Source organism: Flavobacterium sp. MDT1-60 (assembly GCF_014844035.1).
Classification (GTDB): Bacteria; Bacteroidota; Bacteroidia; order Flavobacteriales; family Flavobacteriaceae; genus Flavobacterium.
Genome location: NZ_CP062159.1, coordinates 39,364 through 64,972 on the forward strand (window position 1 = coordinate 39,364; position 25,609 = coordinate 64,972).

At 33.5% G+C, this 25,609-nt stretch carries 22 protein-coding genes and 1 riboswitch; of the genes, 2 read left to right on the forward strand and 20 right to left on the reverse strand.

Features of this window, described 5'->3' with window-relative positions:
• Positions 1 to 79: 79 nt before the first annotated feature.
• From IHE43_RS00150 to IHE43_RS00180, 7 genes are all read right to left on the reverse strand, one after another.
• Positions 80 to 661, reverse strand: coding sequence for a bifunctional precorrin-2 dehydrogenase/sirohydrochlorin ferrochelatase (locus IHE43_RS00150; RefSeq protein WP_192186129.1), 582 nt, complete (start codon positions 659 to 661; stop codon positions 80 to 82).
• A gap of 151 nt (positions 662 to 812) precedes the next feature.
• Positions 813 to 1,589: a uroporphyrinogen-III C-methyltransferase gene (cobA, locus tag IHE43_RS00155; protein WP_192186130.1), complete on the reverse strand. Its 777-nt coding sequence runs from the start codon at positions 1,587 to 1,589 to the stop codon at positions 813 to 815.
• Positions 1,582 to 3,672, reverse strand: a complete 2,091-nt coding sequence (locus tag IHE43_RS00160; RefSeq protein WP_192186131.1) for a HEPN domain-containing protein — start codon at positions 3,670 to 3,672, stop codon at positions 1,582 to 1,584. Before IHE43_RS00160 ends, cobA begins: the two co-directional genes overlap by 8 nt.
• A gap of 145 nt (positions 3,673 to 3,817) precedes the next feature.
• The gene (locus IHE43_RS00165) at positions 3,818 to 5,062 is read right to left on the reverse strand and encodes a sulfate adenylyltransferase subunit 1 (protein WP_192186132.1); all 1,245 of its coding nucleotides are present in this window, start codon (positions 5,060 to 5,062) and stop codon (positions 3,818 to 3,820) included.
• Between the two features lie 128 nt (positions 5,063 to 5,190).
• Positions 5,191 to 6,090: a sulfate adenylyltransferase subunit CysD gene (gene cysD / locus IHE43_RS00170; RefSeq protein ID WP_072970415.1), complete on the reverse strand. Its 900-nt coding sequence runs from the start codon at positions 6,088 to 6,090 to the stop codon at positions 5,191 to 5,193.
• Between the two features lie 120 nt (positions 6,091 to 6,210).
• The gene (locus IHE43_RS00175) at positions 6,211 to 6,921 is read right to left on the reverse strand and encodes a phosphoadenylyl-sulfate reductase (protein ID WP_192186133.1); all 711 of its coding nucleotides are present in this window, start codon (positions 6,919 to 6,921) and stop codon (positions 6,211 to 6,213) included.
• A gap of 26 nt (positions 6,922 to 6,947) precedes the next feature.
• Positions 6,948 to 7,850 carry a sulfite exporter TauE/SafE family protein gene (locus IHE43_RS00180; protein ID WP_192186134.1) on the reverse strand — a complete coding sequence of 301 codons (903 nt, stop codon included), beginning with the start codon at positions 7,848 to 7,850 and terminating at the stop codon, positions 6,948 to 6,950.
• 310 nt (positions 7,851 to 8,160) lie between these two features.
• Here IHE43_RS00180 and IHE43_RS00185 point away from each other — a divergent pair, with 310 nt between their 5' ends.
• Complete coding sequence (locus tag IHE43_RS00185; protein WP_192186135.1) at positions 8,161 to 8,943, forward strand: sulfite exporter TauE/SafE family protein; 783 nt, start codon at positions 8,161 to 8,163, stop codon at positions 8,941 to 8,943.
• Positions 8,944 to 9,031: 88 nt separating this feature from the next.
• Here IHE43_RS00185 and IHE43_RS00190 read toward each other — a convergent pair whose 3' ends face one another.
• The 10 genes from IHE43_RS00190 to IHE43_RS00235 all read right to left on the reverse strand — a co-directional run bounded on the left by IHE43_RS00190 (position 9,032) and on the right by IHE43_RS00235 (position 19,760).
• On the reverse strand, positions 9,032 to 9,442 hold the full coding sequence (locus IHE43_RS00190; RefSeq protein ID WP_012023576.1) for an Rrf2 family transcriptional regulator: 411 nt from the start codon (positions 9,440 to 9,442) through the stop codon (positions 9,032 to 9,034).
• 319 nt (positions 9,443 to 9,761) lie between these two features.
• Positions 9,762 to 10,934, reverse strand: a complete 1,173-nt coding sequence (locus tag IHE43_RS00195) for a PLP-dependent aspartate aminotransferase family protein (protein ID WP_192186136.1) — start codon at positions 10,932 to 10,934, stop codon at positions 9,762 to 9,764.
• A gap of 174 nt (positions 10,935 to 11,108) precedes the next feature.
• On the reverse strand, positions 11,109 to 11,534 hold the full coding sequence (locus IHE43_RS00200; protein WP_192186137.1) for an OsmC family protein: 426 nt from the start codon (positions 11,532 to 11,534) through the stop codon (positions 11,109 to 11,111).
• Positions 11,535 to 11,619: 85 nt separating this feature from the next.
• Positions 11,620 to 14,034, reverse strand: a complete 2,415-nt coding sequence (thrA, locus tag IHE43_RS00205; RefSeq protein WP_192186138.1) for a bifunctional aspartate kinase/homoserine dehydrogenase I — start codon at positions 14,032 to 14,034, stop codon at positions 11,620 to 11,622.
• A 1-nt stretch (position 14,035) separates the two neighbouring features.
• Positions 14,036 to 15,019, reverse strand: coding sequence for an alpha/beta fold hydrolase (locus IHE43_RS00210; protein ID WP_225585292.1), 984 nt, complete (start codon positions 15,017 to 15,019; stop codon positions 14,036 to 14,038).
• A 77-nt stretch (positions 15,020 to 15,096) separates the two neighbouring features.
• Positions 15,097 to 15,205, reverse strand: a riboswitch (SAM riboswitch).
• Between the two features lie 188 nt (positions 15,206 to 15,393).
• Positions 15,394 to 15,591 carry a hypothetical protein gene (locus tag IHE43_RS00215; protein ID WP_192186140.1) on the reverse strand — a complete coding sequence of 66 codons (198 nt, stop codon included), beginning with the start codon at positions 15,589 to 15,591 and terminating at the stop codon, positions 15,394 to 15,396.
• Between the two features lie 624 nt (positions 15,592 to 16,215).
• Entirely contained in the window at positions 16,216 to 17,304 is a 1,089-nt protein-coding gene (locus tag IHE43_RS00220; protein WP_192186141.1) for an aspartate kinase, read from the reverse strand.
• 244 nt (positions 17,305 to 17,548) lie between these two features.
• Complete coding sequence (locus IHE43_RS00225; protein ID WP_192186142.1) at positions 17,549 to 18,853, reverse strand: O-acetylhomoserine aminocarboxypropyltransferase/cysteine synthase family protein; 1,305 nt, start codon at positions 18,851 to 18,853, stop codon at positions 17,549 to 17,551.
• Between the two features lie 75 nt (positions 18,854 to 18,928).
• Positions 18,929 to 19,117, reverse strand: coding sequence for a hypothetical protein (locus tag IHE43_RS00230; protein WP_192186143.1), 189 nt, complete (start codon positions 19,115 to 19,117; stop codon positions 18,929 to 18,931).
• A 361-nt stretch (positions 19,118 to 19,478) separates the two neighbouring features.
• The gene (locus IHE43_RS00235) at positions 19,479 to 19,760 is read right to left on the reverse strand and encodes a hypothetical protein (protein WP_225585294.1); all 282 of its coding nucleotides are present in this window, start codon (positions 19,758 to 19,760) and stop codon (positions 19,479 to 19,481) included.
• Positions 19,761 to 20,322: 562 nt separating this feature from the next.
• On the opposite strand from IHE43_RS00235, the gene metK reads away from it, so the two are divergent.
• Complete coding sequence (gene metK / locus IHE43_RS00240) at positions 20,323 to 21,573, forward strand: methionine adenosyltransferase (protein ID WP_192186144.1); 1,251 nt, start codon at positions 20,323 to 20,325, stop codon at positions 21,571 to 21,573.
• 123 nt (positions 21,574 to 21,696) lie between these two features.
• Here metK and IHE43_RS00245 read toward each other — a convergent pair whose 3' ends face one another.
• The 3 genes from IHE43_RS00245 to IHE43_RS00250 all read right to left on the reverse strand — a co-directional run bounded on the left by IHE43_RS00245 (position 21,697) and on the right by IHE43_RS00250 (position 25,545).
• The gene (locus IHE43_RS00245; RefSeq protein WP_192186145.1) at positions 21,697 to 23,163 is read right to left on the reverse strand and encodes a M28 family peptidase; all 1,467 of its coding nucleotides are present in this window, start codon (positions 23,161 to 23,163) and stop codon (positions 21,697 to 21,699) included.
• A 157-nt stretch (positions 23,164 to 23,320) separates the two neighbouring features.
• The gene (locus IHE43_RS23405) at positions 23,321 to 23,671 is read right to left on the reverse strand and encodes a hypothetical protein (protein ID WP_225585296.1); all 351 of its coding nucleotides are present in this window, start codon (positions 23,669 to 23,671) and stop codon (positions 23,321 to 23,323) included.
• Positions 23,672 to 23,838: 167 nt separating this feature from the next.
• Positions 23,839 to 25,545, reverse strand: a complete 1,707-nt coding sequence (locus tag IHE43_RS00250; protein WP_225585298.1) for a hypothetical protein — start codon at positions 25,543 to 25,545, stop codon at positions 23,839 to 23,841.
• Positions 25,546 to 25,609 lie beyond the last annotated feature (64 nt).

The window sequence follows — 25,609 nt, forward strand, 5'->3', positions numbered from 1 at the left end:
ATCATTCTTAATAATACAAAGAAACGAATAATTTATTCTACTGCCAATGATTTTTATCATTGATTTCTTTGTGTAATTGCTACTCTTTATTTTTCAATGAATCGGTTATCTCGTTCATTCTTTTAACCTTTTCTTCAAAATTACCTTTTAAGGTTTTCCTGTATTCATTCAGGTTTTCGACCATCGTATTAATATCCTCCGGGATTACCTCTTCGAAAAATTCCCGCAATCTTTTAGCAGTTGTCGGCGATTTTCCGTTGGTCGAAATGGCGATTTTTACATTTCCTTTTGTTACGATTCCGCCTAGATAATAATCACATAAATCTGGTGTATCGGCAATATTGCAAATCAAATAACGCTTTCGGGACAAATCGTATACTTTTTTGTTGACTTTTAAATCATCGGTACAAGCGATTACCATATGGCGTTTTTTGAGCATTTTCTTTTTGAACTTCGATTCCGTCAATTTAATTGAAGGATGATTTTCGGCTAAAACTTTAATTTCTAAATGAAAGTCGGGCGCTACAACCTCAACATTGGCATTTGGACTTGACTTCAGCAAAAAAGAAAGCTTTTCTAATCCGACATTTCCTCCACCCACAATTAAAACATTCAAATTATGAAGTTTTAAGAATATTGGATATAATTCATTCTGTTCCATGTTACTCTTTTTTTATCCAATCAAAATTAGATGATTTTATTGAATCGGATAACCAATCAGATGTTCCTACGGAACATTTTTATTGAAACGTTTATTTTTTACCGACGAATTGTTCCTAACGGAACATTTCCTTCGTCGCCCCTTCGGAACTTTATCTGATAATTTCTTTTGATAAAAATTCTTCGTAAAAGCCTTTTAATTTATTGCTTTCTCTGACAACTTCTCCCAGAACAATGATTGCCGGCGAACTCAGTTGCTTCTCTTTTACAATTTCCAGAATCGAATTTACTGTTCCAACTCCTGTTTTTTCTTCTAAAGTTGTTCCGTTTTGAATGATCGCTACGGGCAAATCTCCTTTGTCTTCTTTTTGAAACAAATGGATAATTTGAGGCAATTTGTGCATTCCCATCAAAATAACTACTGTTGCTGATGACTGTGCGGCCAAAGCTACATCTTCAGATAATTTTCTGTCAGAAGTTGTACCTGTGATCGCCCAGAAACTTTCTGAAACGCCTCTTTTTGTAATTGAAATTCCCAAACTTGCCGGAACCGCTACTACTGAAGAAATTCCAGGAACGACAAGGGTCTCAATTCCGAAACTTTCAATAAATTCTATTTCTTCGCTTCCACGTCCAAAAATAAACGGATCTCCGCCTTTTAATCGAACCACACTTCCGTAAGTCAAAGCGTTATCAACAATTAATTGATTGATCTGATCTTGTGTATAAGCATGATTTCCTATCTTTTTTCCAACAAAAATTTTGATAGCATTTTTAGGAGCGTATGCTAGTATTTCTTCATTGGCCAATGCATCGTACAAAACCACATTCGCTTCAGCCAATGCTTTTGCGCCTTTCAGCGTAAGCAAATCCGGATCACCAGGACCTGCACCGACTAAAGTTACTTTGGGTTTTATTGTATTAAGCATTTGCTAATTCTTGAGCTCTATATTTTTCAATTGTATCAAAAAATGCAATTCCTTCCTGAATGTATTGTTTTGCAAAAGCTTCTGAAGGCTCATTTTGATTGATTTGATACACTAATTCTTTGAATGATGTTGCCAATTCTATTTTACCAGTTACAATGAAAACATTATCAAACAAATCAACAATTCCTGCGTGATTGTTTGTTTTTTCATTTTCTGAAAGTAATAAAGCTTTGGCTCCATTTACAAATCCGGCGTAAGCATGGTAAATAGCATCTGACCATTTTCCTTCGTCGAAAGATTCCTGCGCGAAAGTCAATTTGTCTTTAGCTTCTAACAATAAAGTTGCTACTAAATCGATCACAACACCAGCACATTCTCCAACTCCAACTGCTTTTACATAATTGTCTGCATTACCCCAATCAATAAAATCAGCTTCTGTTAAATTGGTTACATCTGCAAAAGGTTTCAAAATTTCATAGAAATACTTCTCTCCTTTTTGATCGTAATAGTTTAGGAATTTTTCTCCGTTTGCATTGGCATCAAAATCATTTAAGATAGTACGCAAAGCATCTGGTCCTCTTCTGCTTGGGATTTTGATTACCTTATCTGCAAAACGTCCTTCGCCGTTTCCTAATCTTCCTCCACCTAACAAAACTTGCAAAGCGGGAGCTACTAATTTTCCTGAATTGATAGACATTCCCTGAAAACCAATTGCTGACATATTATGTTGCCCGCAAGCATTCATACAACCAGAAATTTTAATTTCGATTTCGCGATTGTTTAAGTACTGTGGATATTCGGCATTTATCACTTTTTCCAATTCTTCTGCAATACCGGTACTACTTGCAATCCCCAAATTACAAGTATCAGTACCGGGACATGCTGTAATATCAACTGTAGAATTGTAACCTAAATGAACAAAGTCTAATTTCGCTAATTCCTGATAAAAGAAAGGTAAATTTTCTTCTTTTACGTGACGTATTACAATATTTTGACGCAATGAAAAACGTAATTCGTTTGCTGCGTAATTTTTAATTAAAGCGGCTAATAATCTGGCTTTATCCGTATAAAAATCTCCTAATAAAACTTTGATTCCAATAGCATAATAACCTGCTTGTTTTTGAGCAATTACATTTGATTTTTTCCACGCTTCATACGCTTCAGTATCTTCAATTGTAACTTGTGGCACTTCTAATAATGGTTCCGGAATTGGTCCGTCAAAAGCAGTTGTATCAATTTCATAGGTTTCAAAAGCAATTGCTTTTTTCTCTTTTTCAACCAAATCAAGGAAAACATCTCTTCCCATTTCTTTGATTAAGAATTTCATACGTGCTTTCATTCTTTTTGCACGCTCACCATATCTGTCAAAAATACGGATGATTCCTTCTGCTGTTGGAATTATTTGGTTTACCGGAACAAACTCCGAAAGTAATTCGGCGTGGGCAGGCTGTGACCCTAAACCTCCGCCAAAAACAATTTTAAACCCTTTTTCGCCATTTACAATTTTCGGAATAAATCCTAAATCGTGTAAATAACTCAAAGCTGTATCTTCATCAGATGAAGAGAACGAAATTTTGAATTTACGTCCCATTTCCTGACATATAGGGTTTCTTAATAAATATTGAAACATGCCGTGTGCATAAGGCGAAACATCAAATGGTTCGTTTACATCTACACCAGCTAATTCACTTCCTGTAATATTTCTAACGGTATTACCACACGCTTCACGCAACGTAACATCGTCTTTAGCCAAATTTGCCCAAAGTTCTGGTGTTCTGTCTAAACTCACATAGTGAATCTGAATATCCTGACGTGTTGTAATGTGCAAACGTCCTGTAGAATATTCGTCAGAAACTTTAGTAATACGCACCAATTGTTCGCTTGTTACTTTACCGTAAGGTAATTTAATACGAATCATTTGAACGCCTTCCTGACGTTGTCCGTAAATTCCACGCGCTAAACGAAGACTACGAAAACGCTCGTCATCAATTTTTCCTCCACGGAATAAATGAATCTTTTTTTCTAAATCGATAATCTCTTTTTGAACTATCGGATTTTCTATTTCTGTTCTAAAACTTTCCATTTTTTTTACGCTTTAGGCTTTAAGCTTTAGGCTATAAGCTTTTTTACTTTCTTGCTTTAGGCTTTAGGCAATAAGCTTTAAGCTTTCCTAAATACCGGAGATATGTTTTTAGCTTAAAGCCTATAGCTTAAAGCTTACAGCAGGTTTACCTGATAAATCCTACTCCTGCTGTGGTGTTTGTTGCTGTATCAATTAAGATGAAAGCTCCGTTTGATTTATTATCGTTATAGGCATCAAAATATAAAGGCTTGCTTAGTTTGATACTTACTTCTCCAATTTCGTTGATTGCTAATTGTGATGCTTCTTTAGTTCCTGAATAATCTGTTGAGATTGTATTTTTGATACTTTCTATTTTAGCTAAAACTGCGTTTGTGTTGTGCTGTACAATATATTTTGTACCTGCAACCAGTTTTTTACTGTCCATCCAGCAAACTGTTGTGTTGATTTCTTTTTCAATTTTTGGAAGTTCTGATGATTTTACAATCATATCGCCTCTTGTCACATTGATATCATTTTCTAGTTCGATTGTGATGGATGAACCTGCAACAGCTTCATCAAATGTTTTATCGAAAAAGTGAATTTTTGAAACTTTTGATTCTGTTAAAGAAGGAAGAACTGTTACAGCATCTCCAACTTTAATGGAGTTTCCGTATAATTTTCCGGCGTAACCTCTAAAATCATGATATTCTTCTGTTTTTGGACGAATAACCGTCTGAACCGGGAAACGTGCTTTTCCTGCTTCAAAAACATCAGAAGCATGTAATCCTTCTAAATGTTCCAATACCGTTTGACCATCGTACCATGGCATATTCTCCGATTTATCAACTACGTTTCCTCCATTGATTGCACTTAACGGAATGTAACTTACGTTTTGCTCTTTGAAAGTACTTTTAGCATTTAGTGCCTGGAAATCGGCTTTAATTTTATTGTAAACTTCTTCAGAATAATCAACTAAATCCATTTTATTAATCGCTACGATTACCTCTTTTACTCTCAATAAATTATTGATAAAAAAGTGACGGTACGTTTGCTCAATTACGCCTTTTCTGGCATCAATTAAAATGATAGAAACCTGAGAAGTTGAAGCTCCTGTAACCATGTTTCTTGTATATTCTACGTGACCCGGAGTATCGGCAATGATGTAACTTTTCTTTGCAGTCGAAAAATAAATGTGAGCTACGTCAATTGTAATTCCTTGTTCTCTCTCTGCTACTAATCCATCAGTTGCTAAAGAAAAATCCAAATAATCGTAGCCTTTTTGTTTACTGCTTTTTTCGATTGCCTCGATTTTATCTGTAGTCAATGATTTTGTATCATACAATAATCTTCCAATTAAAGTACTTTTTCCGTCATCTACACTTCCTGCTGTTGCTATTTTTAAAACTTCCATTCTTGTAATTTTGTTTCAGGTTTCAAGTTTCAGGTATTCTTAGAAACTTATAATCTGTATGTTTTTGTTTTTCTGATTTTTACTTTTAGACGTCCTGAATTGCATTAATAATTCATAACTCATAATTATTAAAAGTATCCTTGTTGTTTTCTTTTTTCCATTGCGGCTTCAGAACGTTTGTCATCGATTCTGGCACCTCTTTCGGAAATAGTTGAAGTTCTGATTTCTCCAACAACTTCCTGGATTGTTGCTGCATATGATTCAACAGCGGCTGTGCAACTCATATCTCCAACGGTTCTGAAGCGAACAATTCGTTCTTCGATTTGTTCGTCTTCTTCCTGATACACAAAAGGAGAATGCGACCAGATTAAACCGTCTCTCAAAAAAACTTTTCTTTTATGTGAAAAATAAATGGATGGAATCTCGATGTGTTCTTTTTCGATATAACTCCAAACATCTAATTCTGTCCAGTTTGAAATTGGAAAAACACGAACGTTTTGACCATTTTCTATTTTTCCGTTCAAAATATCAAACAATTCCGGACGTTGATTTTTTTCATCCCATTGACCAAAATCGTCACGAACAGAAAAAATACGTTCTTTAGCTCTTGCTTTTTCTTCATCACGACGCGCACCACCAATACAAGCATCAAACTTAAATTCTTCGATTGCATCTAAAAGTGTAATGGTCTGTAAACTGTTTCTACTAGAATATTTTCCAGTTTCTTCAACTACTTTTCCTTCATCAATAGCGTCCTGAACATTACGAACGATTAATTCCAAACCTAATTCTTCAACCAATTTATCTCTGAAAGCAATCGTTTCAGGAAAATTGTGTCCCGTATCAACGTGCAAAAGAGGAAACGGAATTTTAGCAGGGAAAAAGGCTTTTTGCGCCAAACGTACTAATGTTATAGAATCTTTTCCTCCAGAGAAAAGTAAAACCGGTTTATCAAACTGTGAAATTACTTCTCTGAAAATGTATATTGCTTCACTCTCTAAAGCGTTTGTTTTTAATACTGAACTCATTGTTTTTTGTTTAAAAGTTTCAAATTTCAGGCTTAAAGTATGTGGTGACTCTAAAATTCTCAACTATTGTTTTATTCTACTCTCTTTATTCTTTGCTCTATGCTCTTGCTTCTATTCTCTCTATTCTTTTTTAGCGCTGTGCAATCCGCATTCCTTATGACTTGATTCCCACCACCATCTTCCAGCTCTGATATCTTCTCCCGGAAAAATTGCTCTTGTACATGGCGCGCATCCTATGCTTACGAAACCTTGTTTGTGTAAAGCATTTTGCGGAACATTGTTTTCTGATAAATACGTTTCAACTTCTTCTAAAGTCCATTTTAATAATGGATTGAATTTGATGATTTCAAAACCTCCGTCATATTCAAAAAGCTGAAGATCATTTCTATTTTCAGATTGTTCAGCCCTTAAACCTGTGATCCAAACTGAATTTCCTGCTAAAGCTTTTCTTAACGGAACCACTTTTCGGATGAAACAACATTCTTTTCTATTCTCAACCGAATCGTAAAAGCTATTCGGTCCTTTTTGTTTTAGTAAATTTTCCACTGCTGTTGCTTCTGGAAAATAAACCTCAATTGGTTTTTTATATTTTTTTAATGTCTTATGAAAAACATCATAAGTTTCCTGAAATAATCTTCCTGTATCTAAAGTAAAAATGGTAATATCCTGATTACTTTTTGCAATAAAATCAGCAATTACCTGATCTTCCTGACCAAATGAAGTCGAAAAAATCACTTTCCCAGGAAACTCCTTTGCTAAAAAAGCTAAGGTTTCTTCAAGCGAAAAATCTTTTGTTATATCTAATAATGATTGTATAATTGGTGCGCTCATATTCTCTTTTCCTTTCTAAAAACTGCTTACAATAATTTAGATAATGTTTTTAAACTCAATAGTATTATTAAAATTCCAACCGCAATCATCATTGGTTTTCTTTTGATTTTATTTACCAAATACGCTCCTAATGGCGCTGCAATTACTCCTCCTGTAATTAAACCAATAATAACCTGCCATCCATGAATTCCTCCAAAAAGCATGAAGGTAATTCCACTTGCAAATGAAACTGCAAACTCAGCTGCATTTACAGAACCAATAGTGTAACGAGGATTCCTACCTCTTCCTAACAATGTAGAAGTTACAATTGGCCCCCAGCCTCCTCCGCCAACAGAATCCATAAAACCTCCAAAACCAGCTAAAATTCCTAATTTTTTGGTTTTCTTTTTAATTATAGTTTTCTTCAGAGCTTTTCTAATAATGATGATCGCCAAAACAATCATATAAACTGCAATAAATGGTTTTATAACGTCGCCATTAATAATATCAGACAATAAATAAGCTCCTGTAATTGATCCTAAAACCCCTGGAATCAACAAATGCTTTACCAGTTTTTTATTAATATTTCCAAAACGATGATGCGAAATTGCTGATACTCCTGTTGTAAACATTTCTGCAACGTGAACTCCTGTACTACTAACTACTGGTGGAACTCCGTAAGCCAACAAAAAAGAAGTTGAAGTCGCTCCGTAACCCATTCCTAAAGTTCCGTCTACCAACTGTGCAAAAACACCAATAAAGAAAAAAACTAAAAATTCCTGATTAAATCCTGAAACAAAATTATTCCATGAAAATTCAGTATGATGATTATATACTAATACAGTCAATAAACCTACCAACAAAACCACGGGTATAATAACCCATAGTTTTTCTTTTAATGGCGTATCAGATTTAACATCAACACTATTTATCTTTAATTCTTTTTCCATATTCCTACTATTCTTTTTTACAAAAATCCATTACCCTATCGGCTTAGTAGATTACTTTGCAAAAATACTATTTATTTCTAAATATCAAAACAATATTTTTATTTTTTTAACCCTCTCATAATCCTTTAATTACATCTTAGAGAGATATTTAATGCTTAAGCAGATTATTTTAACAAATAAAGCGCTGTATCGATGTATTTCAAACAATAAATACGAAAATAATATTTGGTTTTTAAATACATTTTTTAAAGTCTACCATTTCCATAGGATAATTATAAAATTGTTGTTATTTTTACGGCAAATTTTTATTATGGATTTTCAAATCGGTCTTGTTATAGCGGGTTTACTCGTTGGTTTTGTAGTGGGGTTGACAGGTGTTGGCGGCGGTTCTTTAATGACACCTATATTATTGTGGTTTGGTATTCCTCCGACAACAGCCGTTGGTACCGATTTATTATATGCTGCTTTTACTAAAATGGGCGGTGTATTTGTGCATCATAAAAAAAGCAATATAAATTGGCAGATAACAGGTTGGCTAACATTAGGCAGTGTTCCGGCATCTTTAATTACTTTATGGATTTTACACAGCATTAAAACTGATATTTCTACTATAAATGCCGTAATCAAATATAGTTTAGGCTGGGCACTTCTTTTTACATCAATAGCTATTTTGTTTAAAAAGAAACTTTTAGTGTTTTCTCAAAAACACGCCGGAGATAAATTTCATAGTGAAAGTCATACTCAAAATATGTTGACTATTGGAATTGGCGTATTGTTAGGAGCAACAGTAACTCTTACTTCTATTGGTGCAGGTGCATTAGGAACTGTAACTTTATTTTTTCTTTATCCTCTTTTACCAACACCACGTTTAGTTGGAACAGAAATTGCTCATGCCGTACCTTTAACTCTTGTTGCAGGAATAGGACATGCCTCTATGGGAAATTTAGATTTAGGTTTATTAGGCCAATTATTAATGGGATCACTTCCGGGAATTTTTATAGGAAGCATGTTAAGCGGAAAAGTTCCCGATTTATTTCTTAGAAATGCTATTGCTGTAATGCTTTTCCTGGCAGGATATAAATTAGTTTTTTAGACAAACAACAATCATTTTATAAAAAGAAAGACCATTTCAATATTTTTTGAAATGGTCTTTCTTTTTATTTTATTTAGAATAGAATTGATTAAAAAGCGATATCCGCCAAAGAATTACTCTCAAGAATTTTAAGCGTATTATCACGAACTTCAGTCATTAAACGTCTTGCGGCGCAGGTTGACTCATCGTCACAATCATCACATTTTTCATAAAAATTATGACTGGCACAAGGAAGCAATGCTATTGGCCCTTCAAGGATGCGATATACTTTAGCCATGCTGATATCTTTTGGATCTTTGATCAAATAATATCCACCGCCTTTTCCTTTTTTTGCTCCAAGAAAACCGGAGTTCCGAAGTAACAATAAAATACTTTCCAGAAATTTAATCGAAATATGTTCGCTTTTGGCAATTTCAGCAATTTGTACAGGCTCGTTGTTTTCACGTCTGGCCAAATAAGTTAAAGCTTTAATTCCGTATTTTGTTTTCTTTGAAAGCACGTTTTAAATATTTTAGATTGCAGATTTTAGATTTCTGATTGAAATCAAATATCTTACATGTTTTTCTACAACAAAAATAGACTTTTTCCATGAGAAAAATAACAGAATCAGATTTATATTCTACTTAACCCATCAATTTAATTCGTTAATGTAATTTAAATTCAATGATGCATCAAAAGATAAATGTACATAAAGTTTTTTTTTCAAATTATAAACACGATTGGTTTTTAATAAAAAACGATTTCCAACTGCATTTAATTTACAGTCAAAAATCGTTATTATTATAATCTAAAATCTACAGTCTACAATCTAAAATTCTTTAAGAAAGCGCCTGATCTAAATCGGCAATAATATCTTTTACTGTTTCTAAACCTACAGAAACACGAACTAAACCTTCTGTAATTCCAACTGCAAGCTTTTCTTCAACAGACAATTTGCTGTGGGTTGTTGATGCAGGATGCGTTACAATTGTTTTTACGTCTCCAATATTTGCTGAAAGTGAACATAATTTGATTTTGTCCAAAAATTTCCTTCCTGCTTCAAGTCCGCCTTTAATTTCAATTGCAATAATGTTACCGCCTAAAAGCATTTGTTTTTTGGCAATCTCATACTTTGGGTGTGATTTTAAAAACGGGTATTTTACACTATTTACATTTGGATGATTTTCTAAAAACTCAGCCACTTTCAAAGCATTTTCACAATGTCTGTCAACACGAACAGCCAAAGTCTCTAAACTTTTTGACAAAACCCACGCATTAAATGGCGACATTGCCGGACCTGTATTTCTTGAGAACAAATATATTTTGCGAATTAAGTCTGCTTCTCCAACTGCAACTCCTCCTAAAACACGACCTTGTCCATCCATTAATTTTGTTGCTGAATGGATTACTATATGTGCACCGTATTTAATAGGCTGTTGAATGTAAGGCGTAGCAAAACAATTATCGATTATTAAAATCAAATTGTGCTTTTTCGCAATCGCGCCTAACAATTCTAAATCAACTACATCTACACCTGGATTTGTAGGTGTTTCAGCATATAAAATTTTAGTATTTGGTTTGATAAAACTTTCTATTGTTTCCGGTTTATTGATATCAAAATAGCTTGTTTCAATTTTCCATTTTGGAAAATAAGTCATGAACAGTGCGTGAGTTGATCCAAAAACGCTTCCTGCAGAAACGATATGATCACCTGAATCCAACAATGCGGCAAATGTAGAATATATAGCAGCCATACCTGTTGCAAAAGCATAACCAGCTTCAGCACCTTCCATAGCACAAACTTTATCTACAAACTCTGTGGTATTTGGGTTACTAAAACGAGAGTAAATATTACGTACTTTTTCTTCTGTAAAAGATGCTCTCATATCTTCTGCATCTTCAAATACAAAACTTGATGACAAATACAAAGGAGTTGAATGTTCCTGAAATTGTGTTTTTTCTAAATGTGTACGGATGGCCTGGGTTTCAAAACCAAATTCTTGATCGCTCATTATTTTTTTGTTTAACACGAATTGCACTGATTAGCACTAATCCGCTTGTTTTTATAATTTCACAAAGACTCGCAAAGAAACTCAGAGATACACTAAGGATTTATGCGACTTTATTACTTAATATCAGTTAAGAATTATCTAATTCTCTAATTTAATTGACTAATTTTCTAATTCTTATAACGCTTCGCTATTCAATACAACTTTATATTTTATGGTTGCAGTTGGTTCAACTGTTTTGGCAACTGAGCAATATTTCTCGAAAGAAAGTTGTGCTGCTCTTTGTGCTTTTTCAGGATTGATGTCGCCTTCTAAATAAAAAACTACATTGATTTCCTTAAAAGGTTTTGCCTCTTCAATTTGAACACGCTCGCCTTCTACCTCAGCATTAAAGGATGTTATTTCCTGACGTTGTTTCTTTAAAATTGAAATCATATCAATCGCACTGCATCCCGCAACACCCATTAATACTAATTCCATTGGGCTTGCACCTAAATCGCTTCCGCCAAATTCAGCTCTGCTATCAACATCAACTACATGACCTCTTTCATTTTTTAGTTTGAAATGAAACGCGTCGTTTACTCTGTTTAAGGTTACTTTCATTTTTTCATTTTTTGTTTTTGTTTGAGTTCAAATCAGAAATCAAAACTCTAAAATCTGCTCCCGAAGCTTCGGGAATAAAATCGAATTATCCTTTATCCGACAATCTCAAAATATCTCCAAAAACGCCTCTCGCTGTTACTGCAGAACCTGCACCGGCTCCCTGAATTACGATTGGACGATCTCCGTAAGATTCTGTATAAATTTCGAAGAAGGAATCAGAACCTTTAAGTCCTCCTAAAGCAGTATCTGAAGGTACTGAAACTAATTTTACTTCCAAAATTCCTTTATCGTTTTGTAAATCTCCAGACAATTCACCAATGTATCTTAATACATGATTTGGCTGTTGATCTGCTTTTATTTTCTCATAAATTGGGTCGAATTCTTTTAGTTTAGTTAAGAAATCTGATACATTTCCATCACGTAAATGTTCCGGAATTAAATTCTGAATGGAGATTTCTTCAAATTCATTTTGTAAATCTAATTCTCTCGCCAAAATCAATAATTTTCTTCCCACATCATTTCCGCATAAATCCTCACGTGGGTCCGGTTCTGTGTATCCGTTGTCAATTGCTTCTTTCAAAATTTCGCTAAACGGAACCTCTTTTGCAGAGAAATTATTGAATAAATAACTCAATGTTCCAGAGAAAACCCCTTTTATTTTGGTGATATTTTCGCCCGAAAGGTGTAATAATTTTATCGTATCAATTAATGGTAAACCTGCACCAACATTGGTTTCGTATAAATAATTTTTTTGGTTATCTGCCAAAGATTTTCTTAATTCTTTATAAAAACCATAACTCAAAGTATTGGCAACTTTATTAGAAGAAATCAAATCGAAACTGCTTTCTACAAGCGGAATATAGTTTTCTACGAAAGTAGCACTTGCGGTATTGTCGATCGCAATTAAATTCTCTAAATGATATTCATTTGCGTAATCGATAATATCTTTTATCGTATATCCTTCACCTTTACTTGCAATATCATTTTTCCAGTCTGAAGCTACTCCGTTTTTATTTAAAAGCAGTTTTTTAGAATTCGCAATTGCAAAAACATTTAGCTTAACGCCTTTACGTTTTTCAATAGCTGAAGCTGATTCTAAAATCTGATTGATTAAAGTTCCGCCAACTAACCCGTGACCGAAAATAGCGATGTTGATTTTTTTAGAAACTCCAAAAATTTCTCCGTGAATTACGTTTAAAGCTTTGTTTAGTTCTTCTTTCTTAACAACTAAACTCACGTTTTTACCCGTTACGGTGTTGTTGAATAAGATTGGAACTATTTTATTTCTGATTAAGGCGGTATATGGTTTATGGAAAGTACTCAAATCCTGACCAATAATCGAAATTACTGAAACATTATCTGTTACTGTAATTTGATTTACATCTTTAGAATAAAAGTCATTTTCAAACTCTTTCTCTAATTCAACCATTGCTGTTGTTGCTTTTTCAGTTGCCACAACAAGCCCAATTCCTCTTTCTGAAGAACCTTGCGAAATAATGCTTACGCTGATATTGTGATCACCCATAACTTTGAAAATTCGGGCATCAACACCGGCTTTTCCAAGCAAACCACGTCCTTCAAGATTTACTAAAGAGACATTTTCTAAAACTGATAAGGTTTTGATTCCTTCTTTAGCAGAATCTGACGTAATTAAAGTTCCTCTATTTTCATGATTGAAAGTATTTAAAATACGAAGCGGTATATTTTTTTCCAATAACGGAATAATGGTCTTTGCATGAAGGATTGTTGCACCAAAATTAGCCAACTCGTTTGCTTCATTAAAAGACAAATACTCGATTTTTTTGGCATCAGCAACTAAATCCGGATTTGCAGTGTATATCCCGTCTACGTGTGTGAAGTTTTGAAGTTCTTCTGCATCTAAATAATTAGCGATTAATGATGCTGTGTAATTACTTCCGTTTCTTCCTAAAGTGGTTGTGTCGTTGTTATTATTTGATCCGATGAAACCTGTAACGATATTTACAGTTGAACCGTTATGAAGCTTGAAATAATTGATTACGTTTTTCTTAGAAAGCTGTTCTAATGGCTGCGCATCTCCAAATTTCGAGTCGGTTTTAAGCAATTCTCTGGTGTCAACAAAATTGGCAGGAATTCCTTTTCCAACTAAAATTGAAGTCAATAATTTAGCAGAAAGCAATTCCCCTTTAGATAAAATCTGATCTTTTATTTTATTACTGTAATCGCCAATCAGGCTTACGCCTTCAAAAAGTTTATCTAAAATATTAAACTCTTCTGATAAATCGACTTGCGGATAATCTGAAGTTTGGTACGCTTTAAAACTTTCTAACAAAGGTTTATAGTTTCCATTTTTCGCTGCAATTCTTAAAATATCTTCTAATTCATCTGTAGCATTTCCTCGGGCCGAAACTACAACGGCAATTTTTTCTCCTTGATTTACTTTATCTGTAATGATTGAAACTACTTTGTTTAGTCCTTCTCCGTTTGATAACGATTTACCTCCAAATTTTAATATTTTCATTTTATTTTTCTATTGTTTCTGCCTTAAAAATATCGGCAAGTAAATGATCTAATTGTTTGTACTCGATTAAAAAAGCGTCATGTCCGTGAACCGAATCTATTTCGCTGTAAAAAACATTGTCTTTAAACTTCTTTAACTCCTGAAAAGTTTCCAGGTTTTCTTTTGGTGTAAAAAACAAATCCGAATTGATTCCGATAATATGAATCGATGCATTTGTTTTAGATATTAAAGCTTCGAAATCAGCACTATTTCGAGTAATATCTATTGTTTTGAGCAACTGGTTCATTAATTTATAAGATGATAACTGGTAACGTTGCTGTAGCTTTTTGCCGTGATGTGCCAACCAGCTTTCTATGTTAAAAATTAAAAGGTCCTGATTGATCGTACGCTTAAACTTTTCTTTGAATGATTCTGGAGAACGATAACACAACATTGCATGAATTCTGGCATCTTCAATCGGTTTTGATGAATTGTTCAGAATTTGCTCCTGGAGATAACAATTAGCAATCATCCAGTCGGTCGATTTCCAGTCGGTTGCAATCGGAATTAAATTTTCGGTAATATTTGGTTCCAACGCCAGGATTTCCCACGCAATTCCTCCACCAACAGAACCTCCAATAATCGCATAAACCTGTTCAATTTTCAAGGCTCTAATCCCCTTTATAAATATTCGGGCAATATCTCTGGTGGTAAAATCCTCATAGTTTTCAATTATGAAAGAATCATTTCCGTTTCCCGGAACGTTAAATGCCAAAACAGTGTATTTGTTGGTGTCAATTGTTTTTTCGTCGCCAATTAAATCGTTCCACCAACCATTTTCTCCCGTTACCTGTGCGTTTCCGGTCAAAGCATGATTGACCAAAACAATAGGTGCCGTATGCAATGGTAAGCCAGAAAGTGTAAAACTTAAGGGTAATGACGGATATGATGCACCACTCTCTGTGATGAAATCCTGAATTATAATGGGGTTTGGTATATTTTCCAATTTCAAATCTGTTGTATTATTGATTTGTATGTGGAAATATTAGAAAGAAAGTCTAGAGTGAAACTAGAAAAATCTTATTGTTATCTTTCCACGTTTGGGCGTGGTAGAATGCAGCACCTTCTTCGCGTTAACGAAGGGTTGCTAAGGATTCATCGGGTCTAATCCCTCGTCCTTTCTTTATAACATTTCAATACGTTTTTGAACTTAAAGATGCAAATTAACTACTATTTTCTTAAACAAACAAATTTTATCGAAACTGATTCCTCAATTTCATAAATATAATTCAAACTAAAACTAGTATACGCAAAAAATTACCGAACAAATTGCCCAGTAAAATTAAGCAGGTATTGCCCTATTTTATGATACTTTTCGATTTAGATAAAAAGCGTTTCATTTTCTTTTGAATACATCAAAAACAATAAAGAGTTTGGTTCTTTTTTATCTGCTTTTTGATCCGTTTCTGTTATTCCGAATCTTGGATGGATCAATTCGTTTTTTGGCGGAGGATTATTTTTTTTTGTCCTGTTTTTCAATGTTGAAAATTTTCTTGATAAGTAGTTTAATGTGCTCATGATATTTAAGTTTAGTTTAGTTTGTGTATTTATCTTTATTATTCGTTTATTTTAATGTTAACCCAGCCGGATGAAATAAAAAAACCCTTTTGGTTTAGGATGCCAAAAGGGTTTAAGTTTTTAAACTCATATATTCTTTTGGAATCAACAGACGCGTACGCAAATAAATGCGACAGTGAACATCTTGTTCATCTGTAGGGATTTATTCATCTGTGATTTATTTATTAAATTAAATTCTTGCATTTTGTTATAAAATTAAAAAGCCTCCTAAAATTATTGGGAGGCTTTGCATATAATATTGTTATTTTCTTACAATTTAAGCAAAAGACTTCCCAACGGTATTAACCGAAATGGCGCAAAACATTTTATAGACATTTAAGTTCATTGATTCAGTAGCTTTTGGGTTTAACAAATATGCAAATATTATTTTAATTACACAAATAAAAAATAATAAATTAATACGAAAATCCGACAAAAAATTACTTTTTTAGGATATAAAACATCTTACAAAACTTTTGTCTCACAAAACAAAAGTAAAAAACTTACAAAAAGTCATTTTTACTTACAATATCTCCACAAATCAGTTTATCAAAGAACTTCACAAAGTCATTCAGCCTTTGGTTTTTAAAGCCAGACTGCTTCCTTATTTTTAATTTTTTCAGCCACTTTCAAAATATCCGTAATAATTCCTCTGGAAATCGCTTGTTTACAAGGAGACGCACCCTGAATAACAATTGGAACATTAGCATATGATTGCGTATAAATTTCGAAGATAGCGTCAGAACCTTTTAATTGACCAATTGCAGAAGTAATGGGTTCCGAAATTAATTTAACTTCTAATAAATTTCGCTCCACATCAAATTCTCCTACATATCTTAAAACATGATTGTCGGCCTGAGTGATTTTTGCGATTTTAAATGATTTGTCAACTGCTTCTTTATTGAGGATTCCATTCTTCTCCAGATGCTCTTCCTTAATAAGAGAGTTGATTTTTATATCTGAAAGATCAAAATCCTTCCCAATCTCTCTTGTCAAAATCAATAATTTTCTTGCGGTATCATTTCCGGATAAATCTTCCTTAAAAGTAGAACGCATTAATCCTAACAGACTCGCATCTTTTAAGATTGATGAAAAAGAATTTTCTTCGGTAGAAAATCGATTAAAAACATAACTCAGATTATCCGAAAAAACACCTCTGATTTTTGTGATTTTCTCTCCTGAATAATACAAGTCTCTTAAAGTTTGTAAAACAGGGAAACCAGTATCAACTGAGGTTTCATACAAAAACTCTTTGTCATACTTTTTTAAATTTTCTCTTATCTCTTTGTAAAGATCAATTGGCAATGTATTGGCTTTTTTATTTACCGCTACAATATTAAATCCGTTCTGAATCAATGTATTATAATGCCCAATTAATTCGTCGCTAGCCGTCGCATCAACCGCAATCAGATTCTCGAATTCATTTTCTTTAGCAAATTCTACAATATCTTCTATTTTAAAAGGAACAGCCAATTCTCTGAAATTGGTTTCCCAGGCATATCCGACTCCTTCTTTCTCAAAAAAGGCAACTGTAGAATTGGTGATAATCGGGAAATGAAAATCAATATTTTTACTCTGAAGAAAAAATTCCTGACTTTCAATAATCTGATTAATCAAAGTGCTTCCGATATTTCCAATTCCGAAAAGGATGATATTAATTTTAAGCTTTGACATAATTTTTATTTATTGGGGTTAATTTTGAACCATATAAGTTCATTTAATTATCAACATCATAATTTTAGACGCACTGCTGTGTGATTCTATTAAACCTGTATTGTATTTAGACGCGCTAAAGCGCGTCTCTACTATATGACTTATATGGTGAAAAAACTTTTATAGTGAATTTCTTCTCATAAAAAATCACCTTTAGCAACACCACATCGCTAAAGGCAATTTTTCAAACAAAAAACAAAAAAACCTAATTTTTATTGATGCTATATTGTGATTGTGTAACGCTTTCAAAAACCGTTTGCAGATCAGCAATAAGATCTTCTATATCTTCAATTCCAACAGAAAGTCGAACTAAATCTTTTGAAACTCCTGTTTCTAACTGCTCATCATCAGACAATTGTTGATGGGTTGTGCTTGCAGGATGAATAATTAATGATTTTGTATCGCCAATGTTTGCCAAAAGCGAAAATAGTTTCGTTTGATCTACCACTTTTTTAGCCGCTTCAAAACCACCTTTTAATCCAAAAGTGATAATTCCACTTTGTCCTTCCGGCAAATATTGCTGTGCTAAATCATAATATTTATTCGATTTTAATCCTGGGTAATTTACCCATACTACTTCTTCCTGTTTCTCTAACCATTCGGCTAAAGCCAAAGCATTTTCGCTGTGTTTTTTGATTCGGATTGGCAGAGTTTCCAATCCCTGAATAATTTGAAAAGCATTAAACGGACTCAAAGCCGCACCAAAATCACGCAAACCTTCAATTCGCGCTTTTGCAATAAAAGCGGCATTTCCTAAAGCTTCGTGATAAACCAAACCGTGATATCCTGCAGACGGTTCTGTAAATTCAGGAAATTTTCCGTTCGACCAGTCAAAAGTTCCGGCGTCGATAATTGCACCTCCTAATGAAGTTCCGTTTCCTGCAATATATTTGGTTAATGAATGAATAACGATGTTGGCTCCGTGCTCAATTGGTTTTAATAAATACGAAGTCGCAACTGTATTATCTACAATAAAAGGTACTTTGAAGTTTTTGGCTTCCACCGAAATTCCTTTCAGGTCTAAAACATCTAATTTTGGATTTCCTAAAGATTCTACGAAGAAAGCTCTCGTATTTTCTTTTGCTGCCTTAGTAAAGTTTTCAGGTTTTGAAGGATCTACAAAAGTGGTTGTAATTCCTAATCTTGGCAGAGTTACTTTTAATAGATTATAAGTTCCCCCATATAAACTATTTGATGCTACAATATGATCGCCTGCTTTTAGCAAGGTCAAAAAGGTTGTCGCAATTGCCGATGCTCCGGAGGCTGTAACAACTGCTGCAAGTCCACCTTCAAGCGCGGCTAACCGTTGTTCTAAAACATCGTTTGTTGGATTATTTAATCTGGTGTAGATAAATCCAGCTTCAGCAAGGCCAAATAAATTGGCAGCATGATCTGCATTATTAAAAACGTATGATGACGTTTGGTAAATTGGCACCGCTCTGGTTCCTGCATTTTTAGTTACGTCGTGTCCTGCGTGTAATGCGTTTGTTGCAAATTTTTGTGCGCTCATGATTTCTTAATTTTAGGTATTGTTAGTACTATAATATATTGTTATTGAAATTGTTTCGTTGAAATTTGATATTGTTTAGACGTAGAGATCTTCTTCTTCAAGATCATACATATGAAATAATAAAGATTTTTGACCTTTTATATAGTGTTCCGGATTATACTTTACAGCTTCACTTGTTGGTTCTTCAGATTTATTATTGTTTTTTTGAGAATCCGTTCTCAATAAGTACTGAAATGCGATTGTATTTATATCTAATGTGTTCATGATTTAAAATTTAAATGTTGAAATGAAAAAAGCCCTTCCGGATGGCGACCAAAAGGGCTTATAGTTTAACTATAACAAAGATTCTATCTTTTACTTTTGGCAACAGCAAGGTTGGATGCACATTTGCATCATACTACAACACATCATATTTGTTCTTGCTATTGTTTTCATTTTCATTTTATTTAAAATTAATTCTCATTTTTAAACTCGACTAATTCGATAGAATAAATGTAATAAGTATTTTCCGAACTACCAAATCAAATATTGATATTTAACAATAAAATTTTATACTACCCATAAATGGTTTGGTTTTGCCACAGATTAAAGGACTACAATGATTAAAAAATCACTGCTAATTCGTTTAATCCTTCATCTGTGACTCAACGTGATCTGTAGCATCGGCAGTAGATGTTGCATTACTTGTAAAAGACGGCGTAACATAATTTAAAATTTGAGTGACGCTGGTTTGGGGCGATCCTTTTGTTATTTCAGAAATATTAAAAACATCAACCGGCACCGGCACATCAGTTTTTACCCTGTTTTTACTTCTCGACCCCACTATTCTAACTTCTAATAATTCATTATTCTTTAAAGTATCCTGCGCTGTTTTATTTTCCTGAGCATAAATACGCGAAAATATCAAAAGACCTAAAACGATTACTACATTTTTTTCATTGTTTTTTTTCTGATTAATTAATGTTTTGGCTTAAAAAGGATTTACAGTTGTTTCATTTTTGAACAAAAAAAAACCTCTGCGATGTGCAGAGGTTCTATATATGATGTTTGAAAATAAACTACAATAGCGTCTCTGCGGAAGGCTCCGGCATCATACAAGACATATTGCAAACTGTTAATTTCATTTTTTCTTTTATTTTGATGAGGCAAATGTGCGAACTATTTTTTAATCGACCAAATAAAAACTAAATTAATTTCTATTACCCTATCAACATAGTATGCTTATGTTAAATTTCTGCTTATAAAAATAAAAAAAGTTGAACTTTAATTTGCAAATCAAAATGGTTTCATACCTTTGCACGCGAATACAGAGGAAAAATTTGAACTGATTGCAACCTCTTCATAATGAAATGGTTCATTATGAATGCTGAAGATTTGATTTCAGTATTAAAAAATGCTAAAGCAGGAATTCTCCTTTAGCCTTTTCAGCAATTATTTCTCCTCGCTTAATTTTAATTTAATAAATTATTATGGCTTATTTATTTACGTCAGAATCTGTTAGTGAAGGGCATCCAGACAAAGTTGCAGATCAAATTTCGGATGCATTAATTGATAACTTTTTGGCATTTGACGCTGACTCAAAAGTAGCTTGTGAAACTCTTGTTACTACAGGTCAGGTAATTTTAGCAGGTGAAGTAAAATCGAATACTTATCTTGATGTGCAGCAAATTGCCCGCGAAGTAATCCGTAAAATCGGTTACACTAAAAGCGAGTATATGTTTGAAGCGAATTCTTGTGGAATTTTATCAGCAATTCACGAGCAATCAGCTGATATTAATCAGGGTGTTGACAGAGCTAAGCCAGAAGAACAAGGTGCAGGTGACCAGGGAATGATGTTTGGTTACGCCACTAACGAAACGGAAAACTACATGCCTTTGGCACTAGATTTATCTCATAAATTATTACAGGAATTAGCAATCCTAAGACGTGAAAACAAAGAAATCACTTATTTACGTCCGGATGCAAAATCTCAGGTAACTTTAGAATATAGTGACGATAATAAACCAACTCGTATTGATGCGATTGTTATCTCAACGCAACACGATGATTTTGATGAAGAAGCTACAATGTTGGCTAAAATCAAAAAAGATATTATCGAAATCCTTATTCCAAGAATTATCGCTAAAAATCCGGCTCACGCTCATTTATTTAATGATAAAATCAACTACCATATTAACCCAACAGGAAAATTCGTTATTGGAGGACCTCACGGAGATACTGGTTTAACAGGAAGAAAAATTATTGTTGATACTTACGGTGGAAAAGGAGCTCACGGTGGTGGTGCTTTCTCTGGAAAAGATCCAAGTAAAGTAGACAGAAGTGCTGCTTACGCAACACGTCATATCGCTAAAAACTTAGTTGCTGCAGGAGTTGCTGATGAAATCTTAGTACAGGTTTCTTACGCAATTGGAGTTGCAGAACCAATGGGTATTTTTATTGATACTTACGGAACTTCTAAAGTAAACTTAACAAACGGTGAAATCGCTAAAAAAGTAGAAGCTATCTTTGATATGCGTCCTTACTTTATTGAGCAACGTTTAAAATTAAGAAACCCAATTTACAGTGAAACTGCTGCTTACGGACATATGGGACGTAAACCAGAAGTAGTAACTAAAACTTTTTCTGCTCCGGGAGGACATGTAAAAACGGTTACTGTTGAATTGTTTACATGGGAAAAACTTGATTTCGTTGACAAAGTAAAAGCGGAATTTGGATTGTAATTATAGATTATTAGACTAACTTAGATTGTTAGATTTTTCTTGACAACTTATTTAATCTTAAACATAAAAAAACCCGATTTCTAAAAATTAGAAATCGGGTTTTTTATTATATCAAAAACTACCTTATCGTTCCAGCTTTACATTCGGTAAAGTTTTAGGACGAGTTGCATCATTTGATAAAATCCATCCTGTGCGATACATCCACTCGGTCATTTTTCTCAGTTTTACATAATCGATATTTTCAGCTTCATCCATTGGCGTGTGGTATTGACTGTGTAAAACACTTGTAAAAAACACAGACGGAATTCCTTTACGGGCATAAGGCAAATGATCTGAACGGAAGTAAAAATACTCCGGATGTTCTGGTCTGTCCCAAAGTTTATCCAAATCAAATTTTGGTCCTTCGTCATTTGCTTTTTTAGCAATAGCAACCAAATCAGAAGAGTTTTCATGTGGAGAGCTAGAACCTAATAAAGCGGCCTGATTCACATTATTTCTGCCGATCATATCTCCGTTTAAAACAGCTACAATATCTTTTTCAGGAACTGTTGGATGTGCTGCATACCAACGTGACCCTAGCAAACCTCTTTCTTCTGAACCATGAAATACAAACAAGGCTGTTCTTTTTCCCGGTTGTTTTTTATAAGCTCTTGCAATCGCTAACATCGCCACACAAGTACTCGCATTATCATCAGCTCCGTTATAAATTGAATCTTTACCGTATTTTTGTCGTACACCATCATGATCTTGGTGTCCGCTAAAAAGAACATATTCGTTTTTCAATTTTGGATCCGTTCCTGCAATTGTTCCAACCACATTTACTGATGGATATTTATAGGTTTCCGAAACTACTTCTGCAGACAAAACATCTTTCGTGTTTTTTAAATAGTCTAATTGATTACCATGCACCCAGAAAACCGGCATTGTTGAACCAATTTTATCACGGAAACCTTCAATACCATAAATCCCTCTTGTCATCTGTGGTTCAACCTGAGACCAGCTTTGTTCAGCTAATTCATCGGCAACCATAATAAGTGCCACGGCACCTTTTTTCACAACAAGATCATAGTATTTGTTTCTTACTAATCCTGGATAACGTCTGTCAAAAAGCGAAATATCATCTGCAATTCCTTCTTTTGAAGCCAATAAAACAACTACTTTTCCTTTAACATCGGCTTTTTCAATTTCTTCTTTTGTTGCTGCACCCAGGTATACTAAAGAACCTTCTACTTTAATATTTGTGGTTTCTGCTACCAAAACTTCTTTCCAAAGTTTATATTCTTTTTGTCCAATTTTAAATTTAGTATTGGGAGTTACCTGATGCCTGAATAGATCAAAAAACTGAAAATAAGTTCCGTCATCTCCAGCCGGAGCCATTCCTGCTTCTTTGGCTTTATTGGCCAGCCACATCGATACTTTTAACTCGTCTAAAGTCCCAGCTTCACGACCGTTAAAATGGTCACCAGCCATTTGATACATATCAGTTCTAAGATCCTTATCAGTTATTGCCGCAACTAAAGGTTTTTTGATTGTTTGCGAAAAAGCAAGTCCTCCACAAATAATCAAACCTAAGATCATTTTGTTTTTCATAAGTTTTAATTTAGTATTCCAAACTTACTAATTTATCTACAAAAAACGCTCTTTTTAAATTTGAAAGATCTCTGAAGAAAACTCTTCTCTTATAACCAAACAAAAACCCGACAGATTTAAAATTTGTCGGGTTTGCTTTTTATTTAATAACAGAAATCTAGTACGTTCCGTCTTGCATCTTAGTTAGGGTCTCACGGATTTCAGTAGCTGTTTCCTGCTCTGTCTCAGCACTTAAATATTTTATTGCCAGTGTTTGAGTTTCGATAGCTTTTTGTTTTTGTCCATCCTTATAATATAGCTGCGCCAAAGTATCTAAATAATAAGGATTGTTTTTAGTAACCACTAAACTATATTCAGACCAGGTTATTGCAGATTTTAAAAAGTTAGCATTAGCAGGTTTTAAAACTACCATCCAAGCCGCAGAGTTGCATAAATTTGAATGGTATTCTTTAAACGCGTTCCATCCATTATAAGAGTAATCAGAAATTGGGTCTAAAGTTGCATACATTTCATCTAATCGTTCAATGGCACCTCCTTTATCAATTGCTAAATTAGCATTGAAATAACTACTAAATTCCTTTAAGTAACTCGTATTTGAACCGTCTTTATCTTCGACTTCACCTAAATAGGCAAAGTAATTTTTATAACATTCAAAATTTCCTTTTCCGGCAGTAATTAGTTTTTATAAACTGATATTGTCTTGTCTTTATTTGCTTCTCCGGAAATTCCATCTACTTCTATATAGGCATTTTGTTGCAGTGCTGAAGTAATTTCAGCAATTACATTACCAACCAAATGTATTTCTCCTTCTTTTTCATTAAAAGCTACTCTTTGAGTTTCTATTGCATCAGCATGTTTTATCAAATAATCAATAGACAGAAAATCAGTATCGGTCAGCACTTTGTCTTCATTAAAAAATTGCTTATAGAAACCTTGATTTTTAATTTCTTTCAGAATTGTTTCTACCAGATACATATTTGGTTTTGTATCTTTTTGATGTGCTTCAATTAATTTTTTCCAGGTTTGAGAAACTGTTTTTTTGTCTAACGTCACTTTTACAAGCTTAAAATCCTCGGGATTCTCCGTACTTGTTTCAGCATAATCATAATCGTAAGGCATTTCGAGAACAGCTGCTTTATTAAAAGCCATAATCAAATCTGCATCCGTAGTTTTTTTATTTTTAATCACTTTATCAAAAGACAGAAAAGCATTTACTCTTTGCGCTTTTTTATAGAATCCGTCATAATAATTAAACTGTGCCTGTTTGTCTTTCAAATTAGATTTTGAAGTTGCTAAAATAGCTCCATTTTCATTCAAAACAATTATGCCTGGATTGTCTGTGATTTTATTCGTTTTCAGCCATTTTTTATCTTCGGCGGAAGCCAAATAATAATTAAAAAGATCGTATTCTGCATGATAAGCATCATACATAGTATATCCTACCTGCGCTTCCTGATCTTTTATAAAAGTATCAAAATCACTTTTTGCTGAAGCATTTTTACTATCAGCATACACAACCAAAAGTTTATTTTTTGTTGCTGAAAGAGCATTTTTTAAATTGTTTTCAATCTTAAATTTAAAATCGAATTTAGTTGAAGGATAAGAATCTACAACAACTGCGGCGCTATCAACCGTAGCATCTGCGCCAAAATCATCACTCATTAGCGCTTCCTTTCCCGGATAAGTCCAGTTTGAAATAGTTTGACTTTCAACTGGAATAACTTTTGAAACTGCAGCTAGAGGTGTATCTTTTTCGTTTAAAAAAACTAACGGATTCTTTCCTTTTTGCTCAGAAATTCTCAACTCATTTGTTTTTTGATCAAAAAAACCGGCAATATTTAAATCGTCTAAAACGGCCAATTGATAATTGATAGTCACTTCAGAAACATCTTTTGGCAAAGCAAATTTTGACAATTTACTTTCTCCATTGTAATCTTCATAAACCAAATACAAATAATCTGCTTTATCCAATTCAAACTCTAAATTTGTCTGGATAAAGTCCGGATCAATTTTAGTTCTGATATCATTGATTTTTTGATACTGAACAGGATCATTTGATTTTTGTGTTCCGATATAGAACGAATAATAAGAAGGATCTAAAAACTTGATTTTAATTTTTTGTGCTTTTTTATCAGTTGCAAAAGCTAGATCAAAAGCATTTTCTGATTTTACTTTTTGCGAAAATAAAAGAGAATCCCCTTTAATCTCATAATCCCCGGAATAAAAAACCAGCTCGTACTTATTCTCTTCTAATAAATTCAATTTGATTTTTTGTCCTTTATTTGTAGAAAGATAAGTTCCTTTTTGAATGCCTTTTGTTTGAGAAAACGAAACAAATGTTACACAAAAAAAGAATAAGAAACTCCATTTAAAATTACGCATACTTAAAATTTTTGGCTGTTAATATCATGCGTAAAGATATTGCATTCCTGATTAAACAAATCAC